The following is a 21645-nucleotide window of genomic DNA, read 5'->3' as shown; positions in this document are numbered from 1 at the left end:
TCCTCAGCGCTCCCGTGCGTCCAGGACGAGTGCGACCCGTCCGGTGGCGGCACGGGCAGCCAGGTCGGCGGCTTCGGCCTCGGGCACCGAGACGTCGATGACGCTCTCCCCCGTCTCTCCGACCCGGCTAACACCAACGACGGTGGCCTCGATGGTGACCGGCTCCTTGTCGGTGACCTCGCCCTGGTCACCGGGCGTGGTGACGATTCGGACGACGTCGCCGCCGTAGAGCGACTCCGAGGGCATCTGGGCGGGAGTGAGGCTGATGCCCACCAGGGACTCCCCCTCCCCCGGCACCAGGTTGTCGGTGACGGCTTCCTCGGTGAGCAGGGTGCCGGCCCACAGGTCGACCGCGGCGCGGCTGCCCTCGAGCTCGGCCTTCTGGCTGCCGGGGACCGGGGTCAGCGCGGGGTCGACACTTACCCGTACGACGGCGAGGTCGCCGGGCTCGATGGTCTCGCCGCGGTTGACGTCGTTCCTGACGACGAGGACCTCTTGGGTGTCGTTGACCGAGGTAAAGGCGAACGCGCTGCCAACGGCTCCGGCCGCGACGAGAGCCGCGCAAAGAGCGAATATCCACGGTCGGCGTCGACGTCTGATGCGGGCAGTGGCGGGCGCGCTGTGAGTGTTGTTGCTAGGCTGGCCGGAACGACCCGTCCGGCGCTGTGTGAGTGGTGTCTAGTGACATGAATCCCGAGTCCTCTCGTCCTCGATCACCTATGTGCGGAGAGGAACTTGAGCGATCACCCCGCTCCAATCTCCATAAGAAGAGACTAGTGCAGTTTTATCGAGAATTCTGTTGTCCACAGGTGGCGGAATCCGAGGTGTCATTGCCCGAGTCCTGACTGGATACGACAGCGTCGCCACTCCCCCGATGGGAATGGGCGTCGCGCTCCCGTGGGACAATGGGAACACAGATCGACGCCTTGTGGCGTAATGAACTCAGACCTGTGGATTGCGCCGAGAGGCCTGTTGATCAGCCTTCGTTCTGTCTACGTTGCCGCCGAGCCTTCATCGAAGGCTGCGGCAACGGCATCGATCGGCTCGCCGAGGGCACGGGCCATGGGTTCGAGCGTGTCGGGGCCGGGGCGACGTGTCCAGCGTCCCTGCTCCCAGGCGTAGTAGGTCGGCATTGCCACATTCGTGGCAGCGGCCAGGGCGGACACGGTGAGGCCGGCTTGAAGCCGTAGGGCCTTGAGGTCGGCGACTTCTCCGTCGAGGTGGATGAGCCGGAGTGTTGGGATGTCGAGTGCCTTCGCGAGCTTGACCAGGAAGTCGGGCCGTGGAACGGAGGTACCAAGCTCCCAGCGAGAGATCCGCTCCCCGCCCGCGGCACCTACGACTCGCGCCAACTCGTGCTGGGTGAGGCCTGCGCTCTCCCGAGCGGCACGCAGCGCTGCAGGGTCGACACCGGATACCATCGCGTGCGAACACTAGCGCGTTGGGTCGGCTCTGGGTGATGTCGCTACGGGGTCACAGTTGGCCGAGCCGCTCGTCCCACAGCAGGGCGCCCATCTGGCTTGCTGCTCGACGTCGGAGTTCGTCGACCGCGTGTGTGTAACGCTGCGCGGTGGCCATCTCGGTCCAGCCCATGATCGACATGACTGTGCGTATGTCGACGTTCTGAAGAAGTAGCAGGGTCGCAGCGGTGTGGCGGGCGTCGTGCAGGCGGACGTCACGCACGCCTGCGGCCTCGATCAGGCGGTTCCATTCGGCGTTGTCGCGGGCCGGGTCGACGAGACCGCCGGCTGCTGCGGGGAAGACGAGGTCGTGGGTGGTGTCCCAGCCCTCGCCCGCGGCGAGGCGGCGTCGGTTGACTGTCGCGCGATGGGTCCGCAGTTCGTCAATGAGGGGCTGGGGTAGGACGATGGTGCGCTTGGAGGCCTTAGTCTTGGGCTCGACCAGGACGAGGCCGCCGCCGGTTCTACGGTCGCATTCGGCGCCGCGCTTGTGCCCGCAAGCCGGTTGTCCGTCGACGAGTTCGCAGCCGTGCTGCCAGGTGTGTCGTTGGGCGGATCGCCTGACGCGAAGGACGCCGTCTTCGAGGTCGACGTCGCTCCACAGCAGGCCGAGCGCTTCGCCTTGGCGAAGTCCGAGAGATAGGGCCATGGACCAGCGGGCAGGGTGGGCCGAGGACTGGGCGGCCGCGAGGACGCGTCGACTCTCCTCGATTGAGAGCGGTTCGATCTCGACTTCCTTCGCACGGGGTGGGCGGGCGACGAGAGCAGGGTTGGTGGCGAGTCGGCGGCGGCGTACGGCCTCGTTGAGCGAGGACCGCAGGACGCGGTGGACGGCTCGGATGACGTGGGTGGAGTGGCCCTCGCTCTGCATCTTGCGGTAGTGCTCCTCGAGGTGCTCAGGGCGTAGGCTCGCTGAGTCGCCATCGACCGAGGGCGGGGACGACGTGAACGCGCATCTGGCTGCGGTAGGTGGAGAGCGTCTTCCAGCGGGCGCTCATCGGGAGCACGGACTCGAGCCAGTGCTCGAGCCATTGTCCGAGGGTGACGTCGTCCTGGGTCCAGACGTAGGTTCCGGCGTCGCGGCGGCGTTCGAGGTCGCGGACGGCATCGCGCAGTTCGGCTTTGGTACGGCGCTGGACGTGCTTGCGCTCGGTGGTGCCGTCGGGTCGGCGGCCCATCGTTACGCGGGCGTGCCACTGGCCGTCAGCGCCGCGGTAGGTGGTGGAGGTCGTCTGCTCGACGGGCTTGCGCGGTCTACTCATCGCGCGCCTCTGCATCGGCATTCCCGACGTCGCGCATCTGGGCGATGAAGCGCTCGAGCTCGCGGCGTTCGACGCGCACGGAGCGGCCGAGGTGGACGACGCGGAGCCGGTGACTGGCAATGTGGCGTTCGACGCTGCGCCGAGCGCAACGCAGGCTGGCGGGCAGCCTCGTCGAGGGTGAGCAGCAGGGTGTCGGCTGCGGTCGTGGTCAGGGTGCTGGGGTGGGTGAAGGTCTCCATGTGGCACCTAGGTGCGGTTCCGCTCCGGGTGCGATCACCAGAGCGGGGGGACGTGGGGGGACGCAGTCCGATTCCGGGGGGACGTCGAAGGGGGACGCGACCTGAGCCGACGTGGGGCGACGCGAGGGGCGCGGAGCGTTTTGAGCCGGTTTCTGAGACGGAGAAGGCCCACCTCCCGGTGCGGGAAGTGGGCCTCTCAACCTGTTTGCGCAGGTCATGCGGTGTATCCGATCTGCGCGCCTGTAGGGATTCGAACCCCAAACCTTCTGATCCGTAGTCAGATGCTCTATCCGTTGAGCTTACAGGCGCCCGTCGCCGGAGCGACCGGTTGAGAATAGCCGAGCCAAGGGCCCGATGCCGAATCAGCGCGGCCCGGCAGTGTGGAAGCATTGCTCCATGACCGGATATCGCCCCGAGGACAGGGAGGCTCTTCGAGCGTGAGGCGACCGGCCTGTACGAGCAGGCTCCTCGTCGAGGGCGGCATGTCCTCGGACGACCCGCGGATCGCCGAGGGGGCGCCCACCCGGCGGGCGTTCGACCTGCTCGTGGAGCTCGGTCTGCTCCAGACTCGACGACGCCCGTACGACGTGGCGCCCGATCGAGCCGAGCAACGCGCAGTCGCGCGTGGTGACCCCGCTGGGCACCGAGGGCGCCCGGCTGATCGAGGAGTCCGCGCGGTGGTCGAACGCCTTCGCCTCGATCGCGCAGAGCCTGGCGCCGCTCCCCCGCGGCGACCGAAGCGGGACCGTTCCTCTACCTGCACCGCGAGGCCATCAACCCGTACCTCACCACGATCATCGGCGAGGCCCGGGAGGAGCCTGCTCACCGCCCAGCCCCAGGCGCCGGAGCGCACCGCCAAGGTGGTGGCCGAGGCGGCGGTCCGCGACATCGCCGCGCTCAAGCGTGGCGTGTCGATGCGGACGCTCTACCAGCACAGCGCGCGGCGCCACCCCGCCACCCACCGCTTCGTCGCGCAGGTGACCGAGCACGGCGCGCAGGTGCGCACGCTCGACGAGTTCTTCAACCGGATGATCGTGATCGACCGCCGGATCGCTGTCATCCCCGCGGCGGACAGCCTGGCGACGGCGGTCGTCGTCAAGGAGCCGGCGATGGTGGCCTACCTGGTCGACGTCTTCGACCGGGCCTTCGCCCGCGGCCGTGCCTTCGACAGCACCGGGCGCAGCGTGATGAAGGAGATCGCCTCCGAGCAGCGTGCCATGACGATCCGGATGCTCATCGAGGGGCACCCGGACGCAGGCAGCGCCAAGCGGCTGGGCGTCAGCCCGCGGACGTACGCCGGCTACGTGGCCGGTTCCAAGGAGGAGTACGAGGCCGAGACCCGCTTCCAGGCTGGGCTACGTCATGGGCCAGCCTGGGCATCGCCGGGCGCGACGACGACGAGCCCTGACCCACAGGCAGGGCTCGGTCAGCCGCGGCTCAGCGCTGTGCGGTCGGGTGGATGCGGAAGCCCCAGGCTGCTGTCGGCCTGGGCGGCCGACGGGAGCGCGACGACGCCCAGCGTCGCGATGAGGGCGATGGTGCCGAAACCGAGCCGGCGCACGACCTTCTTCATTTTTCTGTCTCCTTGTCCGCCGGATCACGGCGCGATCTGGATACAACCCTCCGACACCTCAGCGTGGACCATCGCCGAGCGGACGGCAAGGAGCGACCCTGACTTATCAGAACCGATACGAGACTACGCCGGACAACGCTCGTTGACGAGCGAGACCCCCGAGAGGTCTCCCGGGGGTCTCGTGCTGTCGGCGGAGGCGGAGGGATTTGAACCCTCGATGGGGTTGTAGCCCCAAACCCGCTTAGCAGGCGGGCGCCATAGACCAGACTAGGCGACGCCTCCTCCGCTTCCCGGCCCGCGAGGGACCGGCCAGCGGGGCAAGGTTACAAGGACCGGCGCGCGGCACCCAATCGGGTGGCCCGCTCAGCGGGCGGCACGCCGCAGGTGGTCGCGGACGTCGCGGGCGAGGTCGTCCTTGTCGGCGGCCACCAGCCTGGACGGGGATCGTCGTGGACCGTCCGTCCCGTAGCCGCAGGACCAGGCACTCGATGTCGCGCGGGGAGGCGGCCACGGCGTCCTCGACCTCGCTCCAGCGGGCCTCGGTGACACCGGCGACGCGGATCATCCGCACCTGGTAGCCCGCCTCGGTGAGGCGGACGACGACCGGGCGGCTGCGCAGCCACCAGGCCAGCCCGATGAGCCCGAGCACACCGAGGGCGAGCACGACGACGAGCAGGTCGGCGTTCAGGTCGAGCGCCACCGCGGCCACGGTGGCGGCGAGCAGGAGGAGCGCCAGCACCACGAGGTAGGCGCCGACCAGGCGCGCCATCACCGGGGGTGCCAGCCGGTAGTCGGTCACCGACGGGGCGTGCGGGCTGCTCATGGACGCATTGTCCTGGAGCCCCGCGGGTCCGCCCAAGTCGCCGTGTGCCCAGCGCAGAGGGGGCGGGATTCGAACCCGCGGTAGGTCTCCCTACGACCGCTTTCAAGGCGGTTCCGATCGGCCACTCCGGCACCCCTCCTGGCCCGCGCGGCGCCAGGCACCGACGCGGTCGGCCCCGAGTCTAGAGGGCTCAGCCGAGGGTGATCTGCACCAGCACGTCGCCCTCCTGGACGACGTCGCCGGCCTCGACCTTGACGGCGCTGACCACGCCGCCGGTCTCGGCGATCACCGGGATCTCCATCTTCATCGACTCCAGGAGCACCACCGTGTCCCCCGGAGCGACCGTGGCGCCCTCCGCGACCTCCACCCGGAGGACGTTGGCGACCATCTCCGCAACCAGGCTCTGACGTCGTCACCCGGGCCATGGGGACGACGCTAGGCGTTACCGGGGAGTACCCGAAACGGCGGGCCTCACAGCAGGGGCGCGAACCGACCCGGTTCGGGCCGTACGGCGGCCGCCTGCTCCGCCACCCGACTGCGCCGCCCGCGGTTGCCGGTGAGCGCCAGGTCCAGCCGGATGAGGAGCCAGCCGAGGACCAGGCCCACGACCAGGCCGTAGACCACCGACAGGGTGGCCTCGGTGAGGCTCACCGCGGGGTTGGCGAGCGCGGTTGCGGTGGAAGAGGTCGCGGCCACGCCGAAGGCGCACACCCACCAGCCCTGCCGGCGACGGGCGCGCATGTGCACGCCGTAGGCCGGGGCGGGGACGCCGAGCACGGTCTCGACCGGGCGCGGGAAGGCACCCAGGGTGTCCCGGCTCCAGCGCACCCACGACAGCAGACTCGTCGACGAGGCCGGTGGAGCCGTAGCGGCGCAGCGCCTCGGCGTAGAGCAGGGTCGCCATCAGCACCACGCCGCCCACGGCCACCATGGCCAGCCCGCGTCGGCCCAGGCCGTGCAGGCCCGCGCCGAGGCGGTAGACGAGGACGAGCGCGCCGAGGAGCGCGAGCCCCAGGCCGACGTACTCGAAGCGCTCCTTCTGGATCGCCGGTTCGAAGCCCACCGTCGCGAGGGCGCCGATGCCGGCACAGACCAGGGCGACCACGCACTCGCGGACGGAGGCGAGGAAGCCGGTGGCCGGCACGGTGATCATCACGCCGAGCACGGCGGCGAGCGCGGAGGTGCTCACGGCGGCACCCGTCAGCAGCAGGTCCTGGTCGCTGAGGACGGCGACCAGGCCGCAGAGCAGGGCCAGCGCGCCGAAGACGAAGGGCCGGCCGCCGGTGCGTGCCGCCAGCGCCGAGGTGTACGTCGTCGCGACCACCAGCGAGCCGGTGACACCGAGCCAGTCCGGGCCCACCGGGACCATGGCCGCGACCAGCGCGGCGGTCCCGAGCACGACCAGCACCGCACCGACGGCGCCCGGCACACGTGAGGTGCCGAGCCGGCCGAGCCGCTCCTCGAGCGAGGCTCGGGAGGACGATCGGGAGGGGCGGGGCACGGGGAGGCAGCCTACAGACGGCGGTTCGAGAGCGACGGATTGACCCGGCGGGCCTCCTCCAGCGTGGAGCGGTCGGCGGTGGCGCGGATCACCTCCGCGGCATCCAGGTCGCCGGGCCCGGCCTCCACGAGCACGTCGCCGAACGGGTCGACGACCAGCGAGTGCCCGCAGTAGCGGGGTGCGGGCTGGCCGGCCGCGGCGACGTAGACGGTGTTCTCGATGGCCCGCGCGGTGAGCAGGGTGCGCCAGTGCTCGACCTTGCGCGGCCCCGCCACCCAGGCCGCCGGCAGCAACAGCAGACTCCGCGCCGCGGTCGACTAGGGCGCGCGCGAGCTCGGGGAAGCGCAGGTCGTAGCAGGTCATCAGGCCGACCTTCCAGCCGCTGACCTCCACCAGGGTCGGCTCGGCCGGCCCCGCGGTGAGCCGGTCGGACTCGCGGTGGCCGAAGGAGTCGTAGAGATGGACCTTCCGGTACGACGCCTCGGCACCCCCGCGCACGACGAGGGTGTTGTAGGGCCGCTCCGGGGCGGGGCCCTGCTCGAACATGCCGGCCACGACCGTCGTACCGACCCCGGTGGCGGCGGCCAGCGCGGCCGTCGGGAAGGGCCCGTCCAGCGGCTCGGCGTAGGCACTCACGTCGGAGCCGGCCTCGCCGAAGTCGCGGGCGAAGGCCTCGGGGAAGACGAGCAGGTCGGTGCCGGGGCCGTGCTCCGCCGTGAGGTCGGTGAGCGCGGCCCGGTTGGCCGCCGGGTCGAGACCCGAGGCCGCCTGCACCAAGGCGATCCGGAGCGTTTCTGCGGTCACGCCCCCAGCCTAGGCGGGGAGTTGGGACACTGGTCGGCGTGATCGAGCCTGGGACTGTCCGGATTCGCCGCCGTGATCCTCGCTGGCGGCCAGGCCTCACGCCTGGGCGGCGCCGACAAGGCGAGCATCGAGCTCGGCGGACGCTCGCTGCTGGAGCGTGCCCTGGATGCGGTCGTCGACGCCGGCGAGGTCGTCGTCGTGGGCCACCAGGTTCCCACCGAGCGGCCGGTGACCTTCGTGCTCGAGGATCCCCGGCACGGGGGCCCGGTGGCGGGCCTGCTGACCGGCCGGGACTCGCTGCTGCGCCGGTTCCCGACCCTCGCGGTGCTCGCCGTGGACATGCCGCACCTGACGTCCTCGACCTTCCGGCGCCTGCACGAGGCCGCGGTCGGGCACGAGGGCGCGGTGCTGACCCGCGAGGGCCGGCGGCAGGCTGGCGTTCGTCGTCGAGACGGCGCGCCTGGACGCCGTACGACCGGACCGGGAGGCCCAGCACGGACAGGCGGTCCGGGCGCTGCTGGAGCCGCTGGACCTGGTCGACGTGCCGTCCCTGGGCGCGGAGGCACGCGACATCGACACCTGGAGCGACCTGCGCGACCTGGCCTCGGAGCCGGAGAGCCGCTAGGGCGTGGCTCCAGGCCCTTGCCAGGCCCGGTCCGGGTGGATCACTCTGGGTGGGTGAACCTCCACGACTGGATCGACGAGTTGTGCGACGTCCTCGACATCGAGGCCGAGGCCGACGAGGGCCTGCTGGTGGACCTCGCCGGGATCACGCACGACAACGTGCACCCCGCAGCCGGACCCGTGACCGCCTTCCTGCTGGGCTTCGCCGCGGCCGAGCAGGACGCAGATCCCGAGGCGGTGGAGAAGCTCGCCGCGAAGGCGCAGGCCCTCGCCGAGTCGTGGGACCGGCCCGCCGGTGCGTCGTCCGCGGAGGAGGACGACGTCGAGTTCGAGGAGCCTGGCCGACGGCGACTACGAGGACGCCGACTCGCTGGTCTGAGGCGGCCGGTCCCGGCAGACTGGCCGCATGCGCGCTGTCACCCAGACCAGCCCCGGAGGCCCTGAGACCCTCGTCGTCACCGACCTGCCGGACCCGGAGCCGGGTCCCGGTGAGGTGCTCGTCCAGGTGGCGGCCACCGCGGTCAACCGGGCCGACCTGCTGCAGCGCCAGGGGTTCTACCCGCCCCCGCCCGGCGCCTCGGAGGTGATCGGGCTGGAGTGCAGCGGCACGATCGCAGCCGTCGGCGACGGCGTCGAGGGCTGGGCCGAGGGCGACCGGGTGTGCGCCCTGCTCGCCGGAGGGGGGTACGCCGAGCAGGTGGTCGTCCCCGTCGGGCAGGTGATGCCCGTGCCCGACGGTGTCGACCTGGTCACCGCGGCCGCGCTGCCGGAGGTCGCGTGCACGGTGTGGTCCAACGTCTTCATGGTCGCCGGGCTGCGTCCCGACGAGGCCTTCCTGGTGCACGGCGGCGCGGGTGGCATCGGCACCTTCGCGATCCAGACTCGCGGCGAGGTCCGGGGCCCGGGTGTTCGCGACCGCGGGCAGCGCCGACAAGCCGGAGCGCTGCCGCGAGCTCGGTGCGGAGCGCGCGATCGACCTATCGCGACGAGGACTTCGTCGAGGTGCTGCGCGAGGCCACCGGGGGGCGCGGTGCGGACGTCGTGCTCGACAACATGGGCGCGAAGTACCTCGGCCGCAACGTCGAGGTCCTCGCGGACGAGGGCCGGCTCGTCATCATCGGCATGCAGGGCGGGTCGAAGGCCGAGTCTGAACATCGGCCAGCCTGCTCTCCAAGCGGGGCGCCGTGATCGCGACCGCGCTGCGCTCGCGCCCGCTCGACGGCAAGGCCCGGATCTGCGCCTCGGTGGTCGAGCACGTGTGGCCGCTGGTGGCCGACGGCTCGGTGACGCCGGTCGTGTCCGCCGTGCTCCCGCTGGACGAGGTGGGCGACGCCCACCGGCTGATCGAGTCCGGCGACAACGTCGGCAAGGTGCTGCTCACCCCCTGACCGGGCGTGGGGTCGGTTGGCTAGGTTGGACGGCATGACCGAGAGCGGGGAAGAGCAGATCGTGGTCGTGGGCCCGGACGGACAGCCGATCGGCACGGTCCCCGCCTCCGCGGTCCAGCAGGGCGAGGTGGCCGACGACGACGGCGACGACGACGGCGAGCGCGCGCTGACCGACCTGGTCGAGCAGCCGGCGAAGGTGATGCGGATCGGCAGCATGATCCGCCAGCCTGCTCGAGGAGGTGAAGGCCGCGCCGCTCGACGAGGCCAGCCGCAACCGGCTCGCCGCGATCCACCGCTCCTCCATCGCCGAGCTCGAGCAGGGCCTCGCCCCGGAGCCTGGTCGAGGAGCCTGGAGCGGCTCTCGCTGCCCTTCTCGGAGGAGGCGACGCCCTCGGAGTCCGAGCCTGCGCATCGCCCAGGCCCAGCCTGGTCGGCTGGCTGGAGGGGCTCTTCCACGGCATCCAGACCGCGATCTACGCCCAGCAGATGGCGGCACGGGCGCAGTTCGAGCAGATCCGCCGGGCGCTGCCGCAGGGCATGCCGATGGGCGCACCGGGAGTGCCCGGTCAGCCGCAGCCGGGCCCGCCCACCGAGCAGGCCGACGAGCCGCGCTCCGGAGGCATGTACCTCTAGAACCGCCCGAGCGTGCTTCTGGCGCCTCCCGCCACGCTGCCGGCTCGGGCTGCCGCTAGGGCTTCCGACGGCCGACGCGGGAGAGCAGCACCAGCCCGAGGATGCCGACCAGGCCCACGGCCGCCCCCGGCGCGACCACGCGGCCCAGACCCGGGGCGCCGTCGGACCCGCCCGAGGGCGCCGACAGACTTCGCCTCGACCGGCTCGTCGTCCGGTGCAAGGGCGTCGCGGAGGGCGTCGACGGTGGTGGCGGTGAGGCCGCGGGCCGAGACGTAGCCGTCGCAGCCGTCGGCCCGCAGGGTGGCCGCGGTGCCGGTGGTGAAGAAGACGTAGGCTGGCGTTGAGGCGCAGGCTGGGTCTGCTTCCCGCCGACCGCGGAGAACACCACGCGCACCGGCTCGCCCGGGTGCAGGTCTCCGGTGAGGGCGTCCTCGACGAGGACCTCGTGGCGCACGGTCCGGCCCGCGCCGGGCGTCGGAGTTCCGGTGGCGGTCGCGGTGGCGGCCGGGGCCGTGGAGCCGCCGCCGGCGGTCGGGCCGCTGTCGATGCGGACGACCCGGCCGATGAAGACGTCCTCGGTGCCCTGGGCGTTCGCGACGACCGCGGCCGCGTCGGTGAGGTCGAGCCGGCCACACGTCACCGGAGGCGGTACGGCGCCCGCGGAGCCCACTGGCAGCAGGAAGGCAGCGGCCAGCGCGGCCAGCGGGGCGGCCGGGAGGAGACGACGGGGAGCGGGCGTCACGCGTCCATCCCACCAGATCCGGCGGCCGGGAACCAGCGGCCGAGCTCGACGGCCGCGCCGTCCTCGTCGACGGAGACGGTCACGTCGTCGGCCGCGTCCTTGACCTCGTCGACGGCCCGGCCCATCGCGACCCCGCGCCCGGCCCACTGCAGCATCTCGATGTCGTTGCGCCCGTCGCCGATCGCGAGCACGTCGGCCCGGTCGACGCCGAGCCTGCTGGGCGACGTACTCCAGCCCGGAGGCCTTGGAGACGCCGACCGGCGCCAGGTCGAGCCAGGCGGTCCAGCCCACGACGTAGTCGGTGCCGTGCAGGCCCAGGCTCGAGGCGAAGCTTCACGAAGTCCTCCGCCGTCGCCTTCGGGTCGCGGATGATCACGCGGCTGACCGGCTCGGAGACCATGTCCTCCACGGCGGCGACGATGGACTCACCCCCCAGGCTCGCCGTCGGGGAAGGGCGCGGAGACCCGGTAGCCGATGCCGCGCTCCTCGACCGCGACCAGCGCCTCGGGGTGCTGCTGCAGCACGGCGGCCACGGCGGGCGCCGCGTCGAAGGTGATCTCGTGGACGACCTCCGCGGGCGGGTACCGCAGCACCACCGCGCCGTTGGCCGCGACGATCCACAGCCGCTCGCCGTGACCGTGCAGGTCCAGCATGTCAGCGACCTCGGTCATGTTGTGCGGGGCACGGCCCGAGGAGAGGACGACGTGGGCGCCGCTGTCGAGCACCCGTCGTACGGCGTCGTGGACCGCGGGTGTGACCTCCTCGTGGCTCATCCCGAGCCCGGCGACCCAGCGGAGCAGGGTGCCGTCGATGTCGAGCGCGACCAGGCGCGGCTGCCACTCGCTCATCGCGCGACCGGCTCCAGCACCTCGAGGCCGCCGAGGTAGGGCCGCAGCGCCAGCGGGACGCGGACCGAGCCGTCCTCCTGCTGGTGGGTCTCCAGGATCGCGACGATCGCACGGGTGATGGCGGTGAGCGTGCCGTTGAGGGTGGCCAGCGGGCCGGTCTTGTCGCCCACCCGGACGCGCGTGTCCAGGCGCCGGGTCTGGAAGTCGGTGCAGTTGGAGGTCGACGTGAGTCTCGCGGTACTTGCCCTGGGTCGGGATCCACGCCTCGCAGTCGAACTTGCGGATCGCGCTGCCGCCGAGGTCGCCGGCGGCGATGTCGACGACGCGGTAGGCGAGCTCCGGCTTGTCGAGGAACTCCTTCTCCCACGCCAGCAGCCGCCGGTGCTCGGCCTCGGCGTCCTCGAGCGTGGTGTAGACGAACATCTCGACCTTGTCGAACCAGTGGACCCGGATGATCCCCTTGGTGTCCTTGCCGTGCGAGCCGGCCTCCTTGCGGAAGCACGGGCTGAAGGAGGCGTAGCGGCGCGGGAGCGAGGCGCCGTCGAGGATCTCCTGCGAGTGGTACGCCGCCATCGGCACCTCGGACGTGCCCACGAGGTAGAGGTCCTCGCCCTCGATGCGGTAGATGTCCTCGCCGCCGCCCTGGTCGAGGTACCCGGTGCCCTCCATCGCCTCCGTGCGCACCAGCGACGGCGCGATCACCTGGGTGAAACCGGCGTTGCGGGCCTGCTCCATGGCGAGGTTGACCAGGGCCAGGCTCCAGGCTGGGCGCCCACCCCGGTGAGGAAGTAGAAGCGGCTGCCGCTCACCTTGGCACCGCGCTCGAGGTCGATGGCCCCGAGCAGCCGGCCGAGCTCGATGTGGTCGCGCGGCTCGAAGCCCTCCGCGGCGAAGTCGCGCGGGGTGCCGACCTCCTCGAGCACGACGAAGTCGTCCTCGCCGCCCGCGGGGGTCTCCTCGGAGACGACGTTGGGGATCGCCTTGAGCGCGTTGGCCCAGTCCTCCTCGGCGGCGGCCTGGGTGGCCTCGGCACTCTTCACCTCCTGCGAGAGCGTCTTGACCTGGTCGAGGAGCGCCTGCTTCTCCGCACCGGAGGCCTGGGCCACCTGCTTGCCGAACGACTTCTGGGCGGCCCGCTTCTCCTCGAAGGCCGCGATGGCGGTACGACGCGCGTCGGCCGCCGCCAGCGCCCGGTCCACCACGTCCGCGGACGCGCCGCGCTTGGCCTGCGAGGCGCGGATGCGGTCGGGCTCGTCACGGAGGATGCGCGGGTCGATCATGGCGCTCAGGCTAGCCGCCGGGGTAGAGCACTCGCGCGGCGGTTTGGGGTGGAGCGAGCTGCAGGAATCCCCGGGTACCGGGGGATTCCTACGGTTCTTGACCGTTGCAACCGTCAAGAACCGTAGGAATACCCACTTAACCGGGGATTCCTGCAGCCCGATCGGACCCTCAGAACGGCGCGATCGGCTCGGGCGCGGGGAACAGACTCGTCCAGGCTCCGCGAGGTCCTCGGCGGTCGGGACCCACTGGTCCGCGGCGGCGTTGGCTGCGACCTGCTCGACGGAGGTCGCGCCGGCGATCACCGAGGCGACGGGCTCCTGAGCGAGCAGCCAGCCGATCGCGACGGTCACCTCGGAGATCCCGCGGGTGCGGGCGAAGGCGGTGTAGGCCTGCAGGGTGGGCGACACCGCGTCCTGGAGCAGGTGCTGGCGGGTGTGCGAGAGCCGCGAGCCCTCGGGCGCGGAGCCGGAGGCGTACTTGCCGGTGAGCAGGCCGTTGGCGAGCGGGAAGTACGGCAGCACGCCGATGCCGTACTCCCGGCAGGCGGGCAGCACCTCCAGCTCGGCCCGGCGGTCGGTGAGGTTGTAGTGGTTCTGCGCGGAGACGAAGCGCTCGGCGCCGAGCTCGCGGGCGACGTGCTCGGCCTCGGCGATCTGCCAGCCGGCGCGGTTGGAGTGGCCGACGTAGCGGACCTTGCCCTCGCGGACCAGGTCGTCGAGCGCGGCCAGGGTCTCCTCGATCGGGGTCTGTGGGTCGGGGGTGTGGAACTGGTAGAGGTCGATCCAGTCGGTGCCGAGCCGGCGCAGCGAGGCCTCGACGGCGGTGCGGACGTAGCGGCGCGAGCCACGGGCGCCGAAGTCGGGGCCGTTGGCGCCGCCCATGTCCATGCCGAACTTGGTGGCGACCACGACGTCCGCGCGGCGGGAGCCCAGCGCCGCACCCAGCCGCTCCTCGGCGAGCCCGGGCGTGGCGCCGTAGGCTGTCGGCGACGTCGAAGAGCGTGATGCCGGCGTCGATCGCGGCGCCGACGACCCGGTCGGTGCCCTCCTGCGACTCCGTGGCGGCGCCCTTGCGGCCGAGGTTGTTGCAGCCGAGACCGACGGCGGAGACGACGAGGCCGGAGCGGCCGAGCCGCCGCTGCGTGGGCTGGTACGACGGGGAGGTCATGCCTGCGACGGTAGCCGGGCGGCACAGGTGCCATAAACTTCGGCGAGTGCTCGACCGCCCCCGCCGGACCCCGCTCCTGGCCTCGCTGATCCTCCTCGCGCTCTTCGTGGCGGTGGCGCTGACCGTGGCCGCCGACTGGTCCTGGGTGACCGACCTCGACCACGCGGGCTCCGACGCGCGCTCCTGGGCCGCCGGGCAGAACTGGCTGGACCACCCGCTGCGCGCGGTCGAGATCGCTTTCGGCACGGCCTGCATGACCGCGGCGACGGTCGTCTTCGCGGTCGCGATGTGGGTCAAGGGCCACCGTCGCGCCGGCATCCTGATCGCGGTGGTCATGGCGCTCACGGCGCTGCTCACCTACCTCACCAAGATGGTCGTGGGCCGGGGCCGGCCGGTGTGGCAGGACCCGGAGTACTTCCTGCACTCCAACGCCTTCCCGTCGGGCCACACCTCGGCGACCGCGGCGTTCTGCGGGCTGGTCATCCTGCTCGCCGTGATGCTGGTACGACGCTCCGGCATCCGTCGGCTGATCGCCACCGTCGCGGTGCTGGCCTTCGTGATCGTCGCGGCGGACCGGGTGCTGCTCGGGCGGCACTACCCCAGCGACGTGCTCGGCGGCACCCTGCTGGGCGTCGGCGTGCTGCTGCTGGGGGTCGCCGTCTACAGCCCGCTCCCCCGCAGCCACGCCCTCAAGGCCGAGCCGCTGCCCGAGCCCTTCCCCTCGGCGCGCCGCCTCGCGGTGGTGCTGAACCCGATCAAGGTCGAGTCGGTTGAGCAGTTCCAGTCGATCGTCACCCAGATGGCGCTGGCCTCGGGCTGGCGCGAGCCGCGGTGGTACCTCACCACCGTCGAGGACTCCGGCACCGGCCAGGCCGAGCAGGCCGCCGTGGACGGGGCGGACCTGGTCATCGTGTGCGGCGGTGACGGCACGGTGCGCGAGGTGTGCGCGGAGCTCGCCGGCACGGGGATCCCGGTGGGCGTCGTACCGGCCGGCACGGGGAACCTGCTCGCCCGCAACCTGGAGATCCCGCTCTTCATCCGGGCAGCCATCGACATCGCCCTCACCGGCCAGGACCGGGCCATCGACATGGTCGCGGTCGAGGGCGACGGCATCGAGCCGAGCCACTTCATGGTGATGGCCGGCATGGGCTTCGACGCCGCGATCATGGAGGGCGTCAACGAGGACCTCAAGAAGAAGGTCGGCTGGCTGGCCTACGTGCTCTCCGCGCTCAAGGGTCTGATGTTCCCGGCGATGAAGTCTGGAGATCTCCATCGACGACATGCCCTTCACCAAGCACCGCGCCCGCACCTGCGTGATCGGCAACGTCGGCAGCCTGCAGGGCGGCATGGTGCTGCTCCCCGACGCCGCGATCGACGACGGCCAGGCTCGACGTGGTGCTGCTCTACCCGCGCCGCTTCCTGTCCTGGATCCCGCTCGTGCTGCGGGTGATGAGCCGCCGCGAGCACAACGCGGGCGAGTCGGTGGCCCGGATGACCGGCCGCAAGGTCGTCGTCCGCGCGGCCGGCGGGGTGCCGCGCCAGCTCGACGGCGACACCATCGGCGAGGGCACCGAGCCTGAGCATGGAGTGCATCCACGGCCGGGTGCTGGTGCGCGTCCCCCGCTAGTCGAGCACCCTCTCGACGAGGTCGGCGACGAGCCTGCTCGGCCCAGTCCGGCTCCTTGCGCCGGGTGTCCAGCACCTCGACGCTCAGGAAGCCCCTCTCGTCGGTCTTCGTCAGCGCGACCTCCCAGGTCCCCGACCTCTTGTCGTGGTACGCCGGGTGGTCGCCCACCGTCGCGTTCGACGCCGTCCTGAGCGGGTCGCGGCGGGCGGTGACGACGATCGTGGCGGGGTTGCCGTCCACGTCCTCCCGGTCCTTGGCCGCCACCAGCGTGCACTGCCGCCGGCCGTCGTACGACGCCCGCTCGGCGCGGTCCTGCGGGCCGGTGGCGGTGGTCATCGCCACCCAGGAGCGGCCCTTGCTCGCCGCGGTCGCCCGCGCGGACTCCAGCGCCGGGACGCACAGGACGGCGGGATCGGCCTCGCCGTGGCGGATCAGGTCGACCGGGTCGCCGGGGACCTCGACGTCGCCGGTCGGCGCGCACAGCCAGGCGACCTGACCGCCGAGGTCGGCGCACGCGCCCTCGCCGCCGGGAGTCGGCTCGCCGGCGGCGTAGAAGACCGGGGACCTCACGCTCCGGCCCGGCCGGGTCACGGCACCGAGGTCGGCCAGGGCCGCCGCGGCGACCTCCTTCGCGCTCGCGCAGTCGTCGTCCGCGTCGGTGATCGCCAGGGCCAGGTCCAGGCTGGCCGGTACGACGACCGCGCACCCCACGCTGCCGCCGCCGCTGGTCACCGGGCCCGGTCCCACCCACGTCGCGACACCGGCGAGGTCGACCCGATCGCGGCTGTCGAGCGCGTTGACCGCGTCGAGGCCGGTGCTCTCCACGAGGTAGCGGGCCGCGGTGGTCACCTCGACGGTGCCCCGGCCGCGGTTGACCGTGCAGGAACCGTCCGCGCCGGGCGTGCGGATCGCGTCCGGCTCCCCGACGGCCCCGATCGCGCAGGGGTCGAGCGCCGCGAGGTTGGCGCGGGCGACCGCCACGGCAGGGGCACGCACTTGCGGCACGTCCGCGGCCACGGGCGCGAGGGCCGACCAGTCGCGGTCGTCGTAGGACGGGTCCCCGGAGCAGCCGGAGAGCACGAGGCCGAGCGGCAGGACGGCCGCGATCCAGCGCGGTGAGGGCATCGACACGGGTCCGACCTTCCCACAACGTCAGCCTGGCCAATCCCATGCATGAACTGCCCCGAGGCGGGAATGCAGAAGAGGTCCGCCGCGCGGCGGCAACCCCCGGACGAAGGACGAGTGATGTCGGACGAGATCTACGTGCCGATCGTGAAGATCTACACGGCCGCCCGCCAGGGCATCCCGGACCAGGCCGAGGACCTCTCCCTCATCGGCGGCCGGCTGGAACTCGATCGTGACCACCCTCGACATCGAGACCGCCAAGGCCGGCGACCCGCCCGCCCTGCGCGACGCCCTGTCGATCGCCGGGCGGATCCACGACGGCATCCGGCGCGGGATCACCACGCTCAACCACGCGGCGTTCGCGCTGGAGGCGACCGGCGACGACTACGTCGAGCACGACGCCCAGGCACGCGACGAGTTCAACAAGTGGGGCGGCGCGCTCAAGAACGTCGACCCGACGCGGACCACCGTCCCCACCGACATCGGCGACCCGGAGGCGCCCGGCGCGGTGCTGATCGACCCGACCGGCCACTCCTACCCGCACGTCATCTACTCCTCCGACTACGACCCCGAGGCGCCCAGCGAGGACAAGTCCGACCGCGACGACACCGCCCGCGACGACAAGTCCGACCTCGGCCTGCCCTACGACCCAACGGCTCAGTACCGATGAGCACCGAGAACAGGAGCCACCGATGAGCCTTCGACTACTTCGAGGCTCTCCGAGCAGTTCGACAAGATCGAGGAGAAGCTCGGCTACCTCAAGGGCAACGAGCCTGGCCTGGGACTACCTCGTCGCCGCGCGCGACCAGACTCGGCGGGATGTCCGCCCCCGGCGACGGCTACATGCCCACCCAGTGGTGGCTCGAGGACTGCAAGTTCCCCGTCCCGGGGCACGAGGTCGATCCGACCCGCTGGTTCGAGTTCACCTTCTGGGTTCCCTTCGACGAGATCCGCAACTCCCCCGACCCGTCCAAGATCGGCGCCGCCAACCAGAAGTACATGAAGGACGTGGCCAAGGGCGCGATCGAGGCGTGGCACAACGGCGCCTCCTGGGCGAGCGGGCTGGCGTCGTACTGCCGCCAGGTGACGGACTCCTTCACCCGCGCCGACGCGACCTCCATCGCCAGCGCTCTGGAGGACCTGCACCAGTACGTCACCAGCGACTTCTCGGTCAACGTGCTCGACGACCCCTTCGGCATCGAGACCATCCGCACCCAGTGGACCGGCAAGTCCGGCAGCAGACTTCAACACCTTCTACGCCAACTACGACGGGCAGGTCGCCCAGATGGCCTGGGCGAGCGTCCAGGTCGCGCAGACCTTCGCCGCGGCCGCGCACGTCATCCACGGCACCCAGCAGGGCGTCCTGGAGTTCGCCAAGAGCATCGTGAAGATCATCGACCAGCAGACTCGAGGCCTGGGCGCCGATCGGCCCGCCGCCTCGGGACGTGCCGGACACCCCGCCGTGGGTGGCCGACGTGACCAAGATCGTGACCTCCGGCTGGAAGGTGCTCGGCCACGTGCCGGTCGTCAAGGACGTGAAGAGCCAGTTCGACGCGGTGATCAGCGCCGGCCAGGACGTCAGCGACTTCGTCAAGACGATCGCCGACGTGACCGGCACGGACCTGCCGAAGCCTGCAGAAGACGCTGGACGCCGCCGACTCCGACGAGATCTACAAGTTCGCTGACCGACACCCTCTACGACGACTACCAGCAGAAGTACGTCGCCGCGATGGACTCGCTGCAGAAGGGCACCTCGATCGATCCCGGGGACTCCGGCTACCAGCCGCCGATCAACACCTCCGATGTCATGGACGACATGCCGCCGCCGTGGTTCCCGAAGGAGGACATGCCGAGCGAGACCAGCATGCGCTGAGGCTCCGCAGCGCTCAGGCTGCGGGCCATCCGCGCGTGCGCGACCGCCTCGTTCTCCTCCGGCGAGAGCCTCCTGGTCGCTGCTCCACGCCGCGACGGACTTGGCGTAGGTGCGGGCCTCGTTGCGCCCGCGGATCGAGGTCAGCACGACGCCGTCGCCCGCGTCGTCCAGCAGGGCCAGCGACCAGGACAGGCGCCCGCCCATCTCGTCGAAGGCGTCGTAGCGGACCACGGCGAGGTGGCGCAGCGCGCCGGACGCCTCGGCCCGCAGCGCGGCCACCTCGCGGCGCAGGCCGGCGGCGTCCGCGGGCAGGCCCTCCTCGCCGGGCACCGGGCGCGTCGTACCGGAGCGGAGGGCGACCACGAGGGCGGCCGCGGCGAGCAGCAGGGCGAGGATCGAGAGCGCGACGGCCATGGAGGAACCGTACGGAACGTGAACGCCCCGGCGGGTGACCCGCGCCGCCCGCATAGGCTCGGCGCATGCCGCGCATCGCGTACCAGGGGGAGCCCGGGTCGAACTCGCACATCGTGTGCCGCCAGCACTACCCCGACGCCGAGGCGGTGCCCTGCGCCTCCTTCGAGGACGTCTTCGCGGCCGTGGCGAGCGGCGACTGCGACCTGGCCCTGATCCCGATCGACAACTCGATCGCCGGCCGGGTGGCCGACATCCACCACTTCCTGCCCGACTCCGGGCTGCACATCATCGCCGAGCACTTCCTGCGCATCCAGTTCCACCTGATGGCCAACCCGGGTGCCGACCTGGACACGATCCGCACCGTGCACAGCCACGTGCACGCGCTCGGCCAGTGCCGCAAGGTGATCCGCGAGCTCGGCCTCACCCCGCTCATCTCCGGCGACACGGCCGGCGCCGCCCGCGAGGTCGCCGAGGCCGGCGACCTGACCCAGGCCGCCATCTCGCCGCCGCTGGCCGCCGAGATCTACGGCCTGCGGATCCTGCGCGAGGACGTCGAGGACGAGGACCACAACACCACCCGCTTCGTGCTCCTCTCGCCGGACTACGTCGAGGCGCCCGCCGGCAACGGGCCGGTGGTGACCAGACTTCGTGTTCAACGTCCGCAACCTGCCGGCCGCGCTCTACAAGGCGCTCGGTGGCTTCGCGACCAACGGCATCAACATGACCAAGCTCGAGAGCCTACATGGTCGGCGGGAAGTTCACCGCCACCCAGTTCCTCGCCGAGGTCGACGGCCACCCCGACGACCCGGGCCTCAAGCGCGCGCTGGAGGAGCCTGGCCTTCTTCACCACCGAGATCAAGGTGCTCGGCGTCTACCCGGCCGACCCGTTCCGGAGTCGACTCCGCACGTCGTACCGGACGAATTCGTCGTCTCCGGACCCGCAGCACGACAGAGATGTCCGGTACGACGCGGCGAGGCCCCGCGGCCTAGGGTGTCCGCATGGTGAACTCCCCGTTCGGAGCCGACAGCGAGGTCGGCCGGCTGCGCTCGGTCCTGCTGCACCGGCCCGGTCCCGAGCTCCAGCGGCTGACCCCGCGCAACAACGACCGGCTGCTCTTCGACGGCATCCCCTGGGTGGCTCGCGCCCAGGAGGAGCACGACGCGTTCGCCGAGGCGCTGCGGGCCCGCGACGTCGAGGTGCTGTACCTCACCGAGCCTGCTCACCGAGACCCTCGACGTGCCCGCCGCCCGTGCCGCGGTCACCGACACCACGCTCACCGGGACGAGCGGTCGCGACCTGGGCGACCCGGTGCGGGCCTACCTGCGCTCGATGTTCGAGGCCGCCTCGCCCGAGGAGCCTGACCTACCTGCTGACCGCGGGCGTCCGCAACGACGAGGCGCGCTCGGGCCTGGCGAGCGGGACCCTGGTCACCTCGCTGCTCGCCGACGAGACCTTCCTCGTGGCGCCGCTGCCGAACCTGCTCTTCACCCGGGACTCCTCGGTGTGGCTGCGCGACCGCGTCGCGATCACCTCGCTCGCGATGCCCGCACGGCGCCGGGAGACCCAGGCTGACCGAGTCGATCTACCACTTCCACCCGCGCTTCGCCGGGACCGACCGGATCCACGGCCACCACCTCGAGCACGTCGAGGGCGGCGACGTGCTGCTGCTGGCTCCGGGCGTGATCGCCGTCGGCGTGGGTGAGCGGACGACGCCCGCCGGGGCCGAGCGGCTGGCCCGGCAGGTGTTCGCGGCCGGCCTGGCCACGACCGTGCTGGCCGTCCCGATCGCGCAGGAGCGGGCCACGATGCACCTGGACACGATCTGCACGATGGTCGACGTCGACAAGGTCGTGATGTACCCCAACATCGCCGACTCGCTGACGGCGTACGCCGTGACCGCGCGCGAGCCCGGCTCCACCGTGATCGACGTCGCCGAGCCCGAGCCCTTCCTGGTCGCGGCGGCCAAGGCGATGCAGATCGACACGCTGCACCGCATCGACACCGGCCTCGACCCAGTGACCGCCGAGCGCGAGCAGTGGGACGACGGCAACAACACCCTCGCGCTGGCGCCCCGGCTGGCGGTGGCCTACGAGCGCAACGAGGGCACCAACGCGCGGCTGGAGGAGGAGGGCATCGAGGTCGTCCGGATCGCGGGCTCCGAGTCTGGGCTCCGGACGGGGAGGTCCGCGCTGCATGAGTCGCCCGATCTCCAGGGACGACCCGGCGTGATCCCCGGCGGCGGTAACCCCGCATAGCCGGA

Annotated in this window: 19 protein-coding genes, 3 tRNA genes and 9 pseudogenes; 15 read left to right on the top strand and 16 right to left on the bottom strand. The window is 71.8% G+C overall.

From position 1 onward, the window contains the following. Nucleotides 1–3: 3 nt before the first annotated feature. From G5V59_RS24100 to G5V59_RS24080, 5 genes and pseudogenes are all read right to left on the bottom strand, one after another. Complete coding sequence (locus tag G5V59_RS24100; RefSeq protein ID WP_278258145.1) at nucleotides 4–297, bottom strand: hypothetical protein; 294 nt, start codon at nucleotides 295–297, stop codon at nucleotides 4–6. Between the two features lie 30 nt (nucleotides 298–327). After that, nucleotides 328–576 (bottom strand): annotated as a pseudogene (locus G5V59_RS24095) (SAF domain-containing protein); the annotation flags it as partial. 416 nt (nucleotides 577–992) lie between these two features. Next, the gene (locus G5V59_RS24090; RefSeq protein ID WP_278258144.1) at nucleotides 993–1421 is read right to left on the bottom strand and encodes a helix-turn-helix transcriptional regulator; all 429 of its coding nucleotides are present in this window, start codon (nucleotides 1419–1421) and stop codon (nucleotides 993–995) included. Between the two features lie 52 nt (nucleotides 1422–1473). Then, nucleotides 1474–2331 (bottom strand): site-specific integrase, encoded by an 858-nt coding sequence (locus G5V59_RS24085; RefSeq protein WP_278258143.1) that lies wholly within the window; start codon nucleotides 2329–2331, stop codon nucleotides 1474–1476. A 25-nt stretch (nucleotides 2332–2356) separates the two neighbouring features. Continuing rightward, entirely contained in the window at nucleotides 2357–2638 is a 282-nt protein-coding gene (locus G5V59_RS24080; protein WP_278258142.1) for a hypothetical protein, read from the bottom strand. Nucleotides 2639–2681: 43 nt separating this feature from the next. Between G5V59_RS24080 and G5V59_RS24075 the strand changes: the two genes are divergently transcribed. Continuing rightward, nucleotides 2682–2903, top strand: coding sequence for a hypothetical protein (locus G5V59_RS24075; RefSeq protein ID WP_278258141.1), 222 nt, complete (start codon nucleotides 2682–2684; stop codon nucleotides 2901–2903). 293 nt (nucleotides 2904–3196) lie between these two features. On the opposite strand, the gene G5V59_RS24070 is transcribed toward G5V59_RS24075, so the two are convergent. After that, nucleotides 3197–3270: transfer RNA gene (locus tag G5V59_RS24070), tRNA-Arg, on the bottom strand. A gap of 128 nt (nucleotides 3271–3398) precedes the next feature. On the opposite strand from G5V59_RS24070, the gene G5V59_RS24065 reads away from it, so the two are divergent. Continuing rightward, nucleotides 3399–4763, top strand: coding sequence for a hypothetical protein (locus tag G5V59_RS24065; RefSeq protein ID WP_278258140.1), 1365 nt, complete (start codon nucleotides 3399–3401; stop codon nucleotides 4761–4763). On the opposite strand, the gene G5V59_RS24060 is transcribed toward G5V59_RS24065, so the two are convergent. From G5V59_RS24060 to G5V59_RS37625, 5 genes are all read right to left on the bottom strand, one after another. After that, nucleotides 4726–4816, bottom strand: a tRNA-Ser gene (locus tag G5V59_RS24060). The genes G5V59_RS24065 and G5V59_RS24060 overlap by 38 nt on opposite strands. Beyond that, a complete protein-coding gene (locus G5V59_RS24055) occupies nucleotides 4776–5357 on the bottom strand; it encodes a hypothetical protein (RefSeq protein ID WP_278258139.1) in 582 nt (193 codons plus the stop codon). The genes G5V59_RS24060 and G5V59_RS24055 overlap by 41 nt, the downstream gene beginning before the upstream one ends. 54 nt (nucleotides 5358–5411) lie before the next feature. Continuing rightward, nucleotides 5412–5496: transfer RNA gene (locus tag G5V59_RS24050), tRNA-Ser, on the bottom strand. A 51-nt stretch (nucleotides 5497–5547) separates the two neighbouring features. After that, nucleotides 5548–5757: a biotin/lipoyl-binding carrier protein gene (locus tag G5V59_RS24045; protein WP_278260032.1), complete on the bottom strand. Its 210-nt coding sequence runs from the start codon at nucleotides 5755–5757 to the stop codon at nucleotides 5548–5550. A gap of 42 nt (nucleotides 5758–5799) precedes the next feature. After that, a complete protein-coding gene (locus tag G5V59_RS37625) occupies nucleotides 5800–7632 on the bottom strand; it encodes a nitrilase-related carbon-nitrogen hydrolase (protein ID WP_341351023.1) in 1833 nt (610 codons plus the stop codon). A 102-nt stretch (nucleotides 7633–7734) separates the two neighbouring features. On the opposite strand from G5V59_RS37625, the gene G5V59_RS24030 reads away from it, so the two are divergent. The 4 genes and pseudogenes from G5V59_RS24030 (at nucleotide 7735) to G5V59_RS37620 (ending at nucleotide 10307) form a co-directional block, all read left to right on the top strand. Then, nucleotides 7735–8730: an NTP transferase domain-containing protein gene (locus G5V59_RS24030; protein ID WP_278258137.1), complete on the top strand. Its 996-nt coding sequence runs from the start codon at nucleotides 7735–7737 to the stop codon at nucleotides 8728–8730. Beyond that, nucleotides 8693–9674: pseudogene (locus G5V59_RS24025) on the top strand (NAD(P)H-quinone oxidoreductase). The gene G5V59_RS24030 and the pseudogene G5V59_RS24025 overlap by 38 nt, the downstream one beginning before the upstream one ends. Nucleotides 9675–9913: 239 nt before the next feature. Beyond that, a pseudogene (locus G5V59_RS24020) lies at nucleotides 9914–10039 on the top strand (proteasome activator); the annotation flags it as partial. Further along, entirely contained in the window at nucleotides 10011–10307 is a 297-nt protein-coding gene (locus tag G5V59_RS37620) for a proteasome activator (protein ID WP_341351304.1), read from the top strand. The pseudogene G5V59_RS24020 and the gene G5V59_RS37620, both read left to right, overlap by 29 nt. 55 nt (nucleotides 10308–10362) lie before the next feature. On the opposite strand, the gene G5V59_RS24010 is transcribed toward G5V59_RS37620, so the two are convergent. The 4 genes and pseudogenes from G5V59_RS24010 to G5V59_RS23995 form a co-directional block, all read right to left on the bottom strand. Next, nucleotides 10363–11049, bottom strand: a complete 687-nt coding sequence (locus G5V59_RS24010; RefSeq protein WP_278258136.1) for a hypothetical protein — start codon at nucleotides 11047–11049, stop codon at nucleotides 10363–10365. After that, nucleotides 11046–11876: pseudogene (locus G5V59_RS24005) on the bottom strand (HAD family hydrolase). The gene G5V59_RS24010 and the pseudogene G5V59_RS24005 overlap by 4 nt, the downstream one beginning before the upstream one ends. Nucleotides 11877–11893: 17 nt before the next feature. Beyond that, nucleotides 11894–13177 (bottom strand): annotated as a pseudogene (serS, locus tag G5V59_RS24000) (serine--tRNA ligase). Nucleotides 13178–13477: 300 nt separating this feature from the next. Beyond that, nucleotides 13478–14086, bottom strand: a pseudogene (locus tag G5V59_RS23995) (aldo/keto reductase); the annotation flags it as partial. 305 nt (nucleotides 14087–14391) lie between these two features. Here G5V59_RS23995 and G5V59_RS23990 point away from each other — a divergent pair. The 7 genes from G5V59_RS23990 to G5V59_RS23960 all read left to right on the top strand — a co-directional run bounded on the left by G5V59_RS23990 (nucleotide 14392) and on the right by G5V59_RS23960 (nucleotide 18970). Beyond that, nucleotides 14392–15795 carry a diacylglycerol kinase family protein gene (locus tag G5V59_RS23990; RefSeq protein WP_278258135.1) on the top strand — a complete coding sequence of 468 codons (1404 nt, stop codon included), beginning with the start codon at nucleotides 14392–14394 and terminating at the stop codon, nucleotides 15793–15795. Continuing rightward, complete coding sequence (locus G5V59_RS23985) at nucleotides 15741–16163, top strand: hypothetical protein (protein WP_278258134.1); 423 nt, start codon at nucleotides 15741–15743, stop codon at nucleotides 16161–16163. The genes G5V59_RS23990 and G5V59_RS23985 overlap by 55 nt, the downstream gene beginning before the upstream one ends. Further along, on the top strand, nucleotides 16129–17091 hold the full coding sequence (locus G5V59_RS23980; RefSeq protein ID WP_278258133.1) for a hypothetical protein: 963 nt from the start codon (nucleotides 16129–16131) through the stop codon (nucleotides 17089–17091). Before G5V59_RS23985 ends, G5V59_RS23980 begins: the two co-directional genes overlap by 35 nt. 238 nt (nucleotides 17092–17329) lie before the next feature. Further along, nucleotides 17330–17767 (top strand): hypothetical protein, encoded by a 438-nt coding sequence (locus G5V59_RS23975; protein ID WP_278258132.1) that lies wholly within the window; start codon nucleotides 17330–17332, stop codon nucleotides 17765–17767. Nucleotides 17768–17916: 149 nt separating this feature from the next. Further along, a complete protein-coding gene (locus tag G5V59_RS23970; RefSeq protein WP_278260341.1) occupies nucleotides 17917–18576 on the top strand; it encodes a hypothetical protein in 660 nt (219 codons plus the stop codon). Further along, nucleotides 18543–18782, top strand: a complete 240-nt coding sequence (locus G5V59_RS23965) for a hypothetical protein (RefSeq protein WP_278260340.1) — start codon at nucleotides 18543–18545, stop codon at nucleotides 18780–18782. Before G5V59_RS23970 ends, G5V59_RS23965 begins: the two co-directional genes overlap by 34 nt. 44 nt (nucleotides 18783–18826) lie before the next feature. After that, on the top strand, nucleotides 18827–18970 hold the full coding sequence (locus G5V59_RS23960; RefSeq protein ID WP_278260339.1) for a hypothetical protein: 144 nt from the start codon (nucleotides 18827–18829) through the stop codon (nucleotides 18968–18970). A 135-nt stretch (nucleotides 18971–19105) separates the two neighbouring features. Here the strand turns inward: G5V59_RS23960 and G5V59_RS23955 are convergent. Next, a pseudogene (locus G5V59_RS23955) lies at nucleotides 19106–19384 on the bottom strand (DUF4446 family protein); the annotation flags it as partial. Between the two features lie 65 nt (nucleotides 19385–19449). Between G5V59_RS23955 and G5V59_RS23950 the strand changes: the two are divergent. Together G5V59_RS23950 and G5V59_RS23945 are read left to right on the top strand one after the other, a co-directional pair. After that, nucleotides 19450–20547 (top strand): annotated as a pseudogene (locus tag G5V59_RS23950) (prephenate dehydratase domain-containing protein); the annotation flags it as partial. Then, nucleotides 20438–21614 (top strand): annotated as a pseudogene (locus G5V59_RS23945) (arginine deiminase). The pseudogenes G5V59_RS23950 and G5V59_RS23945, both read left to right, overlap by 110 nt. The last annotated feature ends 31 nt before the right edge of the window (nucleotides 21615–21645 follow it).

The sequence above is a fragment of the Nocardioides convexus genome, from assembly GCF_011090295.1.
Note: the sequence above shows the minus strand (reverse complement) of the source record. Positions and strands in the feature narration are given on the sequence as shown.